This is a genomic window from Porticoccus sp. W117, from assembly GCF_030341905.1.
In the GTDB taxonomy this organism is placed as follows: Bacteria; Pseudomonadota; Gammaproteobacteria; order Pseudomonadales; family Porticoccaceae; genus SCSIO-12696.
Genome location: NZ_JATAAF010000011.1, coordinates 46,834 through 58,521, shown reverse-complemented (window position 1 = coordinate 58,521; position 11,688 = coordinate 46,834). Strand labels below are relative to the sequence as shown.

The 11,688-nt window shown below is 53.5% G+C and carries 11 protein-coding genes; 8 read left to right on the top strand and 3 right to left on the bottom strand.

Annotated features, from left to right (window positions below):
- The first annotated feature begins 8 nt into the window (after positions 1-8).
- Positions 9-1,358: a sodium-dependent transporter gene (locus QSV34_RS09565; RefSeq protein ID WP_289154133.1), complete on the top strand. Its 1,350-nt coding sequence runs from the start codon at positions 9-11 to the stop codon at positions 1,356-1,358.
- Between the two features lie 266 nt (positions 1,359-1,624).
- Complete coding sequence (locus QSV34_RS09560; RefSeq protein WP_289154131.1) at positions 1,625-1,972, top strand: antibiotic biosynthesis monooxygenase family protein; 348 nt, start codon at positions 1,625-1,627, stop codon at positions 1,970-1,972.
- Positions 1,973-2,114: 142 nt separating this feature from the next.
- Here the strand turns inward: QSV34_RS09560 and QSV34_RS09555 are convergent, their stop codons facing one another.
- Both QSV34_RS09555 and QSV34_RS09550 read right to left on the bottom strand, forming a co-directional pair.
- On the bottom strand, positions 2,115-2,666 hold the full coding sequence (locus QSV34_RS09555; protein WP_353738378.1) for an HNH endonuclease: 552 nt from the start codon (positions 2,664-2,666) through the stop codon (positions 2,115-2,117).
- Between the two features lie 13 nt (positions 2,667-2,679).
- Positions 2,680-2,931 (bottom strand): hypothetical protein, encoded by a 252-nt coding sequence (locus QSV34_RS09550; RefSeq protein ID WP_289154128.1) that lies wholly within the window; start codon positions 2,929-2,931, stop codon positions 2,680-2,682.
- 328 nt (positions 2,932-3,259) lie between these two features.
- Here QSV34_RS09550 and QSV34_RS09545 point away from each other — a divergent pair, with 328 nt between their 5' ends.
- Both QSV34_RS09545 and QSV34_RS09540 read left to right on the top strand, forming a co-directional pair.
- On the top strand, positions 3,260-3,517 hold the full coding sequence (locus QSV34_RS09545) for an exodeoxyribonuclease VII small subunit (protein ID WP_289154127.1): 258 nt from the start codon (positions 3,260-3,262) through the stop codon (positions 3,515-3,517).
- Positions 3,514-4,398: a polyprenyl synthetase family protein gene (locus QSV34_RS09540; protein WP_289154123.1), complete on the top strand. Its 885-nt coding sequence runs from the start codon at positions 3,514-3,516 to the stop codon at positions 4,396-4,398. Before QSV34_RS09545 ends, QSV34_RS09540 begins: the two co-directional genes overlap by 4 nt.
- An 87-nt stretch (positions 4,399-4,485) precedes the next feature.
- On the opposite strand, the gene QSV34_RS09535 is transcribed toward QSV34_RS09540, so the two are convergent.
- A complete protein-coding gene (locus tag QSV34_RS09535) occupies positions 4,486-6,786 on the bottom strand; it encodes a TonB-dependent receptor (RefSeq protein ID WP_289154121.1) in 2,301 nt (766 codons plus the stop codon).
- 241 nt (positions 6,787-7,027) lie between these two features.
- Here QSV34_RS09535 and QSV34_RS09530 point away from each other — a divergent pair, with 241 nt between their 5' ends.
- The 4 genes from QSV34_RS09530 to bufA2 all read left to right on the top strand — a co-directional run bounded on the left by QSV34_RS09530 (position 7,028) and on the right by bufA2 (position 11,467).
- Positions 7,028-8,389: an APC family permease gene (locus tag QSV34_RS09530; protein ID WP_289154118.1), complete on the top strand. Its 1,362-nt coding sequence runs from the start codon at positions 7,028-7,030 to the stop codon at positions 8,387-8,389.
- A 124-nt stretch (positions 8,390-8,513) separates the two neighbouring features.
- On the top strand, positions 8,514-9,938 hold the full coding sequence (locus QSV34_RS09525; RefSeq protein ID WP_289154117.1) for an aminotransferase: 1,425 nt from the start codon (positions 8,514-8,516) through the stop codon (positions 9,936-9,938).
- 116 nt (positions 9,939-10,054) lie between these two features.
- Positions 10,055-10,888 carry a LuxR C-terminal-related transcriptional regulator gene (locus QSV34_RS09520; protein ID WP_289154115.1) on the top strand — a complete coding sequence of 278 codons (834 nt, stop codon included), beginning with the start codon at positions 10,055-10,057 and terminating at the stop codon, positions 10,886-10,888.
- 129 nt (positions 10,889-11,017) lie between these two features.
- Positions 11,018-11,467 carry a BufA2 family periplasmic bufferin-type metallophore gene (gene bufA2, locus QSV34_RS09515; protein ID WP_289154113.1) on the top strand — a complete coding sequence of 150 codons (450 nt, stop codon included), beginning with the start codon at positions 11,018-11,020 and terminating at the stop codon, positions 11,465-11,467.
- Positions 11,468-11,688 lie beyond the last annotated feature (221 nt).

Here is an 11,688-nt window from a genome sequence, read left to right as displayed (position 1 = left end):
GGTAGACCATGGCAGCAGCAAGAGGCCAGTTTTCTTCGCGTTTTGGATTCATTATGGCCGCTGCCGGATCGGCAGTGGGGCTCGGCAATGTGTGGGGTTTCCCTACCAATACTGCGGAAAACGGTGGTGGCGCCTTTGTGCTGCTGTACTTCGTGCTGGCTTTTGTACTCGCCTATCCGGCACTGATGGCAGAACTGGTCATTGGCCGCCACACCCGCTCCAATATGGTGGGCGCACTCAGTGAGATAGCTGGCAGCAATCGTGCACGTACCGTCGGAAAATTTACTGGGCTGTACGCAGTGCTGATAGCCAGCCTGATCCTGAGTTTTTACAGCATCGTCGCTGGCTGGATGATCGCTCACCTGGCGGAGCCGGTGGCCACCGCCCTGGGCTGCGATGGCGCCGCCCGCTGGCTGGTGGAAAGCAGCGCCAGCCGCAGCCTGTTTTTTACCCTGCTGTTTGCTCTGGCTACTATCTGGGTGATCAGCCGCGGCGTGGAAAAAGGCATTGAAAAGTGGTCCAGTCGATTGATGCCATCCCTGTTGTTGTTATTGGGGGCACTGATTGTTTACGTGCTGCTGCAAGACGGTGCTGCAGATGGCCTGGCGCTGTACCTCAACCCGGACTTTTCCCAGATCACCAACCCCACCATCATGGTAGAAGCCATGGGTCAGGCGTTCTTTTCCCTCTCCCTGGGTGTGGGCACCATGCTGATCTACGGTTCCTACATCAGCAAACAGGAAAACCTGCCCCAGCTAGGAGCCATTGTTACTGTGGTGGATACCGGCATCGCCTTTATGGCCGGCCTGCTGATAATCCCCGCCATGTTTGTGGCGCAAAATAACGGTGTGGAAATTTTCAGCAACGGCGACCTGGTTGCCGGGCCAGGGCTGATTTTCCAGACCCTTCCCGCCCTGTTTGACACCATGGGGGGAACCGGCCAGTTTATTGGTTTCGCATTTTTTGCCTTGATGACCATCGCCGCCCTCACCTCATCCATCTCCATGCTGGAAGTACCGGTGGCCTACACGGTGGAAAACCACAACCAACCACGCCCGAAAGCCGCCTGGCTGATTGGCGGCGCCATTTTTGCCATCAGTACGCTTATCGTTCTCGGCGGCGATGCGGCCTTTGGTTTTGTGGTGGATCTGACCACCAAATACAGCCAGCCGCTGCTGGGCATTGTGCTGTGCCTGTTTGCCGGCTGGGTGATGCACCGCAATAAGGTGCTGGAAGAAATTAAACAGGGTATGGAACAGGCCGAGCAAACCCTGTTCTGGAAAATCTGGCCAGGCTACGTGCGCTACGTCTGCCCGCTGCTGATCGCCGTCACCTTTATCAATAGCCTGAGGGCCTAGGGGGCGTTCTCAATTAGAGAGTTATTGCTGTTGTGCCTGAAATGGTGCCAGGCAAGGCATGAGGAGAGTGGTTTGGTCATTCCAAATGAGCGACGAATAACACAGTATGGCGCCATTTCAGGCGCAACCCGAAGGGCTGGGCCCATTTTTCCCCTCAGCGGTGTTACCGTTCGCTTATGTAGAGTAACTACAAGGCACTCACGGTGCCTTGCTGAGAGAAAAAATGGGCTCCAGCAGCAACAGCTCTCTAATTGAGAACGCCCCCTATGACCTACGCCGTTATTTTTACCGCCACACCCACCGCCGCCGGCAAAGGCGACCAGTACAGTCGCACTGCAGAGCGCATGCGCCAACTGGCAGAACAGCAACCGGGCTATATCGGTATGGAAAGCGCCTGCGAAGGCGAAACAGAAATCACTATATCCTACTGGCAATCACTGGACGCCATTAAAAACTGGAAGGCCAATAGTGAGCACATGGAAGCGCAGCAGCTTGGGCGAGAGCGGTGGTATGAGCGGTATAAAGTGGAAGTTGTTAAGGTGGAGCGGTGTTATGAATTCGCATCGGGCCACGAGCCGCGGGCTGCGAGCAAATCCAGCCACTCGTCATCCTGAGGAAGCGTAGCCGACGTGAGGATCTCAGGCTCTGATAGTTGTGAGATCCTCACGTCGCTGCGCGACTCAGGATGACGGTTCCTTCAAATGAGCGCCGCTCAGGATAGCAATCACGCTTGATCTGCTCGCCGCCCGCAGCTTTTTACAACCACCTCGCATTCTTGGAGAACTGCCCGCGCAGAAACTCCATCTGATCCCCCAGTATCCGTCGGCTGTTAATCAGCGCCAGGTATTCGGCGTTGTTGGGGCGGTACGGCAGGGCAATCAGTTCCATACCAATTTCTTCCAGCAGATAGTCCGCTTTGTGCTGGTTACAGCGCCGGCAGGCGGACACCACGTTTTTCCAGCAGTCTTTACCGCCGCGCGAGGTGGGGCGGATGTGATCACGGGTGAGCTCGCTGGCCTCAAAGTCGCGGCCGCAATACATACACAGGTAGGCATCGCGCACAAACAATGCCCGGTTACTCAGCGGGTAACTCCTGCGCGGCTGGGCCATGCGTTCGCCGCCACAAGCCATAATGCTGGGCAGTTCCACCACAGTACGCTCGCCGGTAAAACGGGAATAACCACCGTGCACCCGTTGCACGACATCCCCCATTGTCCATTTCACCAGCTCTCGCGAGTACATACAGACCGCGTCTTGCCAACCCAGCCACTCAATGGGCTGGCCTGCCAGATTAAGGCGCAGGATCATCGGTTGCACAGCGTCACTCCTCCTGGATTTTCAATTGTGCTGGAAATAAAAAACCCCGCCGGACAATCCAGGCGGGGTTTTCTAAAAAAGACGTTAAATAGTTTTGTGAAAGCGCAAAGAAGACTGTAAGCAGCGGGCTGTTGAGCCCGGTGGCTGATAGCGGATAATGGCCGGTGCCATCGACGCTGTTGTGGGATGCTGAAGAAGGTAGCACCTCCTGTTGCAAAGCGGCAGCAGGCCGCCGCGTGACAGTTACCCTCAGCATACCTGCACCGCAGACACTGTCAAGCATACAGACCAGAAAAAGAAAAACCCCCAAGCGCGAGCCTGGGGGTTTAAAGCAGTATAGTCTCCAACCGTGGAGCCACCTTACAAAACATCCGTGTCATCCGTGGGAGGGGAACATCCATGATGGTGTGCTTCAGTGCCAAGCCAGTGTGCCAATGTGGGCGACGGGATACTATCGGTAAAATTCTGATTTTTTTGTAATCTATTTCCTACCCCCACCACTACGGCGCTTTTTATCATCGATGGATTGACCCATGGATATGGCTCCGTTAGGGTGGCAGGCTTTCAGAAAACAGAGAGTTACCGTGGCCGGCAAAAAATCATCCAGCTCCAGCAAAGCCATTGATTTTGAAAAACAACTAGGTCAATTGGAAGCCCTGGTCAGCGACATGGAAAAGGGCGAAATGTCCCTGGAGGAGTCCCTCAAGGCTTTTGAGCAAGGCATCCAGATTACCCGCCAATGCCAACAGGCGCTGGCGGAAGCGGAACAGAAAGTGGCCATTCTCACCCGTGGGGAAAACGGCGAACTCAGCGAGCAACCTTTCGACCCCGACAACCAATGACCTCACCACTGGAACAACTCCAGGCAATCACTCTGGAGCGGGTCAACGCGGCCCTTAACCATTGCCTGAGCGCCCATGCTGATGCCAACTCACTGCACCAGGCCATGGAGTACAGCGTACTTAATGGCGGCAAGCGGGTGCGCCCCATGCTCGCTTATGGCGCGGCAATGGCAGTGGGCGATATAAATACGGACACCGACCGGGCGGCCTGTGCTCTGGAATTGATCCACGCCTACTCGCTGATTCACGACGACCTGCCCGCCATGGACGACGACGACCTGCGCCGGGGCAATCCTACCTGCCACGTGCGCTTTGGCGAGGCCAACGCCATTCTCGCCGGCGATGCTCTGCAGGCGCTGGCTTTTGAACAGCTAACCCAGCTCGACCACACCCCGGCGCAGCAAGCCCTGCAAATGATCGCCAAATTGACCCAGGCGGCAGGCGCCCAGGGTATGGTGGCAGGTCAGGCTATTGACTTGGCGGCGGTTGACCAGACCCTTTCCCTGCAGCAATTGGAACAAATGCACCACCTGAAAACCGGTGCTTTAATCGATGCCAGTATCCAGCTGGGCGCCCTCAGCGCTGGCGCCTCTGCCAGCCAGCTAACCGCCTTGGCAAAATACAGTCGCCTTGTGGGCCTGGCCTTTCAGGTGCAGGACGATATTCTCGATGTGGAAAGCAACACCGCTGTGCTGGGGAAACGCCAGGGCGCCGATCAGGCTCTCAACAAACCTACCTACACGTCGCTGCTGGGGCTGGAAGGCGCCAAACAAAAAGCCGCACAGCTATACAGCGACAGCCTGGACGCTCTGTCTGAGTTTGACCAGCGGGCCGATGGCCTGCGCGCGGTAGCTGATTACATCGTTACCCGGCGGTACTAGGGTTACTAAAGAAGGCAACGCCCCGACAGCGGAATGCTGCCGGGGCGCAGAGGGTTTATCAGAAGGGTGCTAGCTGTTCAGGGGCACTCACTGAAACAGGTATTTGAACTTAACACCATAAGTTGCCGGTTTCTGGCGGTATACCGAGCGGCCAGCAAAGCTGCTGAACGAATAGGTTTCCGAATCGTTATCGGTGATATTTTTCCCGAATAACGCCACTTCCCAGGAACCGTCCACCTGCTCCAGAGTAATCTGCGCATCCAGTGATTTCACCGGCCCGTACTCGGCGTTGGCATCCGCCAGCTGCGCTACCTGGCTATCCACACGGCTGTAGCTGGTTTGCAGGGTGATGCTCATCTCATCGTCGAGAGGAATCTCATAAGCCACCAGACCGTTATAACTCCACTCTGGCGCCTGGGAAAGCACCGACCCGGCGGTCAGCGGCCCCGCCAGGGCATCCACAAAACCGGTACCGTCGATAGTCGCCTGATCATTGACACTGGGGTCCGGGTTGATGCCACGCATATCAGCAGCGGTGGGCGCGCGGGTCACTTCGCTATCCAGGTAACCCACACCGGCAACAATGCTCAATTGGTCGGTGGCCGCCCAGGTCAAATCCAGCTCAAAGCCGCGGCTTTCAGACTCCGGCACATTAACCAGTGTGGTGTCCACTACCGGAAAGCCCAGAAAGTTACTAAAGTCGTCCACCACCAAACTGATCAGGGATTGGCGATCTTCGTAATCGAGCATAAAGGCGGCACCATTAAACTGCATGGCTCCATCCAGCAAAGTGGCCTTGAAACCCACTTCAAAGGCGGTGACATCTTCCGGATCCACGTAGGCCCAGCCCACATCGTCCAATACCGCGGCGCCGTAGTAAGTGCCGCTTTTGTAGCTGGTAGACACACTGCCATATACCAACACATCTTCGCTGGCGTTCCAGTCCAGGCCGACCTTTCCGGTAAAGGCACTGTCTGTCTGGCTTTCATTCAACGAGGTGATGACATCGTTGAATGAGCCGGCAGCATCGCTGTTGGTGGCAACACCGTTAAATGAACGGTCGTCGTATGAGTAGCGCGCGCCCACAGTGAGTTTCAGCACGTCGTTTAACTGGGTTTCGGTGTGCAGGTACAGCCCGTAGGAATCGGTTTCCTGGACGTAATCCCCGGTGAGTAAATCAAGACCCTGCTCAGCCACATCCGCCGGATCAAACACAAAGCTGATATTGGTGGAATCGGTCACCAAATAGGAATCGTCAAAGGTATCGACAACGGTCACTTCCTCATTGGAAACATTCACCCCGGCCACCCAGGTAAAATCTCCGTCGCCATTGCTCACCAGGCGAAATTCCTGGGACCATTGATCCATTTCGTTGTCCTGAAACAAATCCAGAATCGCCGCTGCAGAACCGCCGTAGTTATCCACCACCTGACGGTCGTACTGATCCAACGCGGAAATGGAAATAAAGTCGAAGTTTTCCATTTCGTATTGCAGGTGCAGGGATACGCCACTGCCATCTTCATCGCGATCCACAATCAGGTCACCGGCAGTCACCAAGCTGGGATCTGACGGAGAGTTGAGTGCATCAAAGGAAGGGTCGCCAAAGAAATCCCCCAGGCCTTGCACATCGGGAGAAACCGGTTTGGAGCTGTCCTGGCTGTGATACACCTTGAGCATGGCACTGCCGGTTTCACCAAGGTCAAAATCCAGAATGCCGCGAATGGCAAAGCGTTCGTCGCTGCCAAATTCCTGGCCGGTGGCAACGTCTGTTTGCCAACCGTCACTGTCGATAAAATTGGCACTCAGGCGGCCTCGCACTGTATCGGACAAGGCACCGCTGACCACTCCCGTCATTTCCAGGGTGTTAAAACGCCCGTAGCTGGCCTCGAAAGAACCTTCAAATTCATCGGTGGGTTTGTTGCTGATAAAGTTGATCGCACCACCGGTAGTGTTCTTTCCATAGAGTGTTCCCTGTGGGCCTTTCAAGACTTCCACACGCTCCACATCAAACAGCTGCCCACCCAAAAATGCCGGGTTACTGGCAAATACTTCGTCGGTATAAACACCCACACCACTGGTATTATTGGGGCTGAAATCATCCAGGCCGATACCGCGAATGGCAAATACAGGAGTACCACCGGAAGTTACGTTCACCGCAATTAAGCCCGGCGTAACTGCACCCAGATCAACAGCGTTATCCACGCCGAGATCGCTGAGCTGATTGCCGGAAAATGCATTGGCAGAAACACCAATACTGTTTACGGATTGCGCGCGTTTTTGCGCGGTGACAACCACCTCTTCCAGCACATCGGCGTAGGCATTTGGTACGGCACAGGCAGCGCCAGCGAGAAGCATTGCAGAGTACAACGGCTTGTGAACGTGCTTCATGATCGGGTTATCCTCCAAAAATAACGGAATTTTTTAAGCCGACGTTTTTTTGGTCGGCGTTGCTTTGTAAACAAGTTGTGTAAACACGATGTCACCGTTAAAAGAACAGGGGATATATCCCCATCAGGTAGGGTATCGTCAAAGCCGAATAACGCTAAGGTAATTAAACGTCGAGCTGAGAGTGCGCCAACATACGGCACATAAGAGCTCAAAAAATATTTTTAATTTGCCGGGTATGCGCATGTCCATCAATCACATAAAAACACTCAAAGCCAGAGACCTGACACTGTTTACCGTGTCGGCAATTTTGTTGCTGGACACTCTGGCCGCGGCCGCTTCCGTGGGTGTATCCAGCCTGTTTTGGTGGTTATTTCTCGCGGTTATTTTCTTTCTACCCTTCGGCTTGATCAGCGCTGAAATGGGCACTACCTACCCGGAACAAGGCGGTGTATACGCCTGGGTGAGGAACGCCTACGGAAAGCGTTGGGGGTCGCGAATATCCTGGGCCTATTGGGTCAACACCGCGCTGTGGAACCCATCCATATTTATTTTATTTGCCGGTGTATTCAAACAACTGTTCGCCCCCGAGTTGTCTCTTGCGGGACAAATCATTATCGGCATTGTGCTGTCCTGGGTTTCTGTGATCGTCAACATCGTCACATTAAAAGTTGGCAAGTGGGTGCCCAATGTGGGCGCCATTCTCAAACTGATTATTTTCATCACGCTAATTATCGGCGGCTTGAATTATGTTCAGGAAAACGGCATGGCCAATCGCATTTCCTGGGAGACCTTGACGCCTACCTGGAGCGGCAGCCTGGAATACATCCCCGCTATCATTTACGGCATGCTGGGGTTTGAGCTGATGTCTGCCAGTGCCGATGAAATTAAAAACCCCGCCAGAGACTTGCCCAGAGCCACACTGTTTTCCGGCTGCATCATTTTGCTGTTTTATGTACTGGGAACACTGGCAATACTGGCCGCTGTACCGGTGGCCGATGTCAATCTGGTTGAAGGTCTGGTGGATACATTGACCCTTTTCTTTGGCGATAGCTCGCTGGGAATTGCGTTTGTCACCGTTCTGGGCATCGCGGCGCTCTACACGTTTTTATCCAATGGGGTGACCTGGGCAATGGGTTGCAACCGAGCCATGGCGGAAGCGGCCCTGGATGGTGAGCTACCCAAAATACTGGGCAAAACCCATCCGCGTAACGGCACGCCTATGGGGGCAGCCATTGCCATGGGTGTGGTCAGCACACTGGTATTACTGTTTTACGGCCTGATCGCCTCATCAAACGAAGACCTGTTCTGGTCATTATTTTCGTTCAGTGCGGTTATCTTTCTGCTCACCTATGTGGGCATGATGCTGGCGTTTTTAAAACTCAGAAAAATGGATTCACAACGTCACCGTCCCTTTCGAGTCCCCGGCGGCAAATTGTTCGCCCGGATCGCTGCCTACAGCTGTTTATTTGTTATAGCGCTGGCGCTATTTCTGTTTATCTGGACGCCGGCAGAAGGCATGCAATGGCCGGTGTTTTTAGGGGCCATCATCACCATGGCATTGGGAGAGTTTTTGGTTAGAAAGGCTGAGCATGAAAATTCTTAACAATATTTTTTGCAAAATTAATTGTATTTTTAAAAAATATTTACACCTCCCTTAACAGGGTATAACCACAGATCAACCCCTCCCAATAAGCTCACAAAACACTGAGTAAAGAGGCAATAAAACCGTGACCGTTAACGTAGACTTTAATGAATTTGACAGCACTGAAATCAATACAGCTGACAAAAATCATCACACACACCCCTGGCAACTTCTGGATGTTTTTCCTGAGGAAGGCGCGCTCCCTATTGCCGCTGCTGAAGGTGCCTACATTTACGATACCGATGGCAATAAATACCTGGATGCCGTCGGCGGTTTGTGGTGCACCAACATCGGGCTTGGTCGAGACGAGATGGTAGAAGCCATTGCCGAACAAACCAAAAAAATGGCCTATGCCAGCGCTTTTGTTGATCTCACCAACGTACCCGCCGCCACCCTGGCAAAAAAGCTGGCGGAGCTGGCACCGGGTGATTTGAATCACACCATGTTCACTTGTGGCGGTTCCACAGCTGTGGATACAGCTTACCGTTTGATTCAGTTCTACCAGAACTGTCGCGGCCTGCATGAGAAAAAACACATCCTGTCGCGAATTAATTCTTACCATGGCACCACCTACGCGGCTATGTCTATTGGCGGTAAGCCCGGCGATCACCCGGAAGAATTCGACTTTATCCGCGACACCATCCACCACCTGTCTTCCCCCAATTACTACCGGGCACCACAGGGCATGAATGAAGCGGATTTTCTCGATTCCCTGATTGAAGAAATGGAAGACAAAATCAACGAGCTGGGCGCGGATAAAGTAGCTGCATTTTTCGCCGAACCCATTCTTGGTGCCGGAGGGGTGATCGTGCCACCCAAAGGCTATCAACGCAGAACCTGGGAGCTTTGCCAGAAACACGACATTCTGTACGTGTCCGATGAAGTGGTTACTGCTTTTGGTCGCCTTGGAGAATGGTTCACCAGCAAAACTCTTTTTGATATTCAGCCGGACATTATCATTAGCGCCAAGGGCATCACTTCCGGCTACCAACCCTTGGGCGCCTGCATCTATTCCAGCCGTATTCACAAGGTAATCGCAAAAGCCGATAGCGGCCGCTGTTTTGCCAATGGTTATACCTATTCTGCGCACCCGGTTGCTTGCGCGGCGGCCCTGAAAAATATCGAAATCATGGAACGGGAAAATCTCCTCAGCCATGTTAAGGAGCTGGGCCCCTACTTCCAACAGCAGGTTGCCACCCTGAAAGATCTGCCGATTGTTGGCGATGTGCGCGGTTCGCACCTGATGGTGTGCGTAGAGATGGTGCAAGATAAAGAAACCAAGGCACTGTTTCCCGATGAACTGGACATTGGCAAATGCGTTGCCAACCACGCCGACGCTCTGGGATTGATTGTGCGACCCATTGTCAATTTGAATGTGATGTCACCACCGTTGGTGATTGACCGCGACGATGTGGACTTTATCGTCAATACCTTAAGGAAGGCTATTGAGGCCACCATGAAGGATATGGAAGAGCAGGGTAAGTGGCAGCGCCCAGACAAAGCGGCGTAAACCGAACCCCAATAATGGAATGGCCCCAGTGCCATTCCATTATTCTATTCACCAGCAACAAAATGAATACCGTCAAATAATTGCCAACGCAACGGCATTGCAGATAAGATTGCCCGATGCGTAGCGACCTTGATGTTTTTAGCGAAGCGGTAGCCTCACTTCTCCCCACTCTGGGGTCAGACTCCTTTCCGGGCCAATTGGTCGCTGTATTGAAACGGCTGGTATCGTTTAATAACGCCCTGGTACTGCTGTACCGTAAAAACCAGAAGCCGCTGCTGGCATACAACGACTTACCTTCTTCAGAACGGGAAGTGAACGTAGTACGTTTTATGGAAGGCGCCTACCTGCTTGACCCCTGCTTTCGCGCTATTGCCGACAATGAAGTCAACGGTTTTTACCGCCTTAAAAATATTGTTCCCAACGGCTTTGGCAGCAGCGAATACTACCGCAGCTACTACCGTTACACCGGCCTGACGGATGAGTTTGGCTACAACCTGAGTCTGGGCGAAGGCATTGGTATCAACATCGCTCTGGGTCGCACCCAGACCAGTCAGGGCATCAACCGGCGCGATGTTCAGGTATTGGAAGAAATCACCCCTCTGATTGCCGAACTCTGTCGCCAGCACTGGGGGCAAAAAATCGTCAATGGTGACAACACCAACCTGCCTCACCAGCTGGAAAGCGCCTTGGACAACTTTGGCCGCTCCATACTCACCGACCGGGAAACCCAGGTGGTGCAACTGTTCCTGCACGGCCACTCCACTCGTTCCATTGCCGAAAAACTGGGCATCTCACCAGAAACCGTCAAGCTGCACCGCAAAAACAGCTACGCCAAACTGGATGTCTGTTCACAGGCGGAACTGTTTTACCTGTTCATCGATTCTCTCTCCAGCCTGGAAAACTACACCGGCGGCGACCCGCTGGTGGGTTATCTGACCCACAGCAAATAAAACTCGTCCTTTACGGAACTTTACTCTCGCCCTGCTCTCTTATCTGTTAGCCGACCGACCGGTCGGCTTATTATAGTTATGCATTACATCCCTCCTTCTTCTGTATAAAACACTATGGAGAAAGCTATCATGAACAAACCTGAAATCGCCAAACGCACCGGCATTGCTCTGGCAGTAGCCGCCGCTAGCGCACTGACCGCTGGTGCCACCTTTGCTGGCAACCACTCTGCCACCACCGACCTGGCACACTGTTACAACGCCAACGTGTGTAAAGGCCACAACGACTGCAAAACCGCAGAAAATGCCTGTGCCGGCCACGGCAGCTGTAAAGGCCACGGTTTTGTTGCCATGCCAACCAAAGCCTGTGTGGACGTTGGCGGCACCGTCAAAGATGCCTGGCGCGGCACCGTTAAAAAAGCCGACCTGGTGCACTGCTACGGCGTTAATGTGTGCAAAGGCCACAACGATTGCAAAACCGCCGAAAACGCCTGTGCTGGCCACGCCAGCTGCAAAGGCCACGGTTTTGTCGCCACCACCGCAAAAGCCTGCGCGGATATTGGCGGTAAAGTCGGCCCCTGATCGCCGCTTTATTGTTGTATCAAACCTGATTCCGTGACTTCAGAGTGGATGCAGAGCGTAAGATATTGGTTTCACAGTGGAATTGAAAAATCTTAGCTTCACCCCTAGGTTAAGTGGGTATTTTTTAAACCGCTGTGGAATCAAGAGCTTGCACTATGCGCCGCTCTGGAGTCACGGATTCAGGTTAAGTCCTATACCACCGGGTTCGCCCGGTGGTATTC

What these genes read in the sequence shown, in the direction of transcription:
- QSV34_RS09565 (WP_289154133.1), top strand. Translation starts at nt 9, where the DNA reads ATGGCAGCAGCAAGAGGCCAGTTTTCTTCGCGTTTTGGATTCATTATG.
- QSV34_RS09560 (WP_289154131.1), top strand. Translation starts at nt 1,625, where the DNA reads ATGACCTACGCCGTTATTTTTACCGCCACACCCACCGCCGCCGGCAAA.
- QSV34_RS09555 (WP_353738378.1), bottom strand. Translation starts at nt 2,666, where the DNA reads ATGATCCTGCGCCTTAATCTGGCAGGCCAGCCCATTGAGTGGCTGGGT.
- QSV34_RS09550 (WP_289154128.1), bottom strand. Translation starts at nt 2,931, where the DNA reads ATGCTGAGGGTAACTGTCACGCGGCGGCCTGCTGCCGCTTTGCAACAG.
- QSV34_RS09540 (WP_289154123.1), top strand. Translation starts at nt 3,514, where the DNA reads ATGACCTCACCACTGGAACAACTCCAGGCAATCACTCTGGAGCGGGTC.
- QSV34_RS09535 (WP_289154121.1), bottom strand. Translation starts at nt 6,786, where the DNA reads ATGAAGCACGTTCACAAGCCGTTGTACTCTGCAATGCTTCTCGCTGGC.
- QSV34_RS09530 (WP_289154118.1), top strand. Translation starts at nt 7,028, where the DNA reads ATGTCCATCAATCACATAAAAACACTCAAAGCCAGAGACCTGACACTG.
- QSV34_RS09520 (WP_289154115.1), top strand. Translation starts at nt 10,055, where the DNA reads ATGCGTAGCGACCTTGATGTTTTTAGCGAAGCGGTAGCCTCACTTCTC.
- bufA2 (WP_289154113.1), top strand. Translation starts at nt 11,018, where the DNA reads ATGAACAAACCTGAAATCGCCAAACGCACCGGCATTGCTCTGGCAGTA.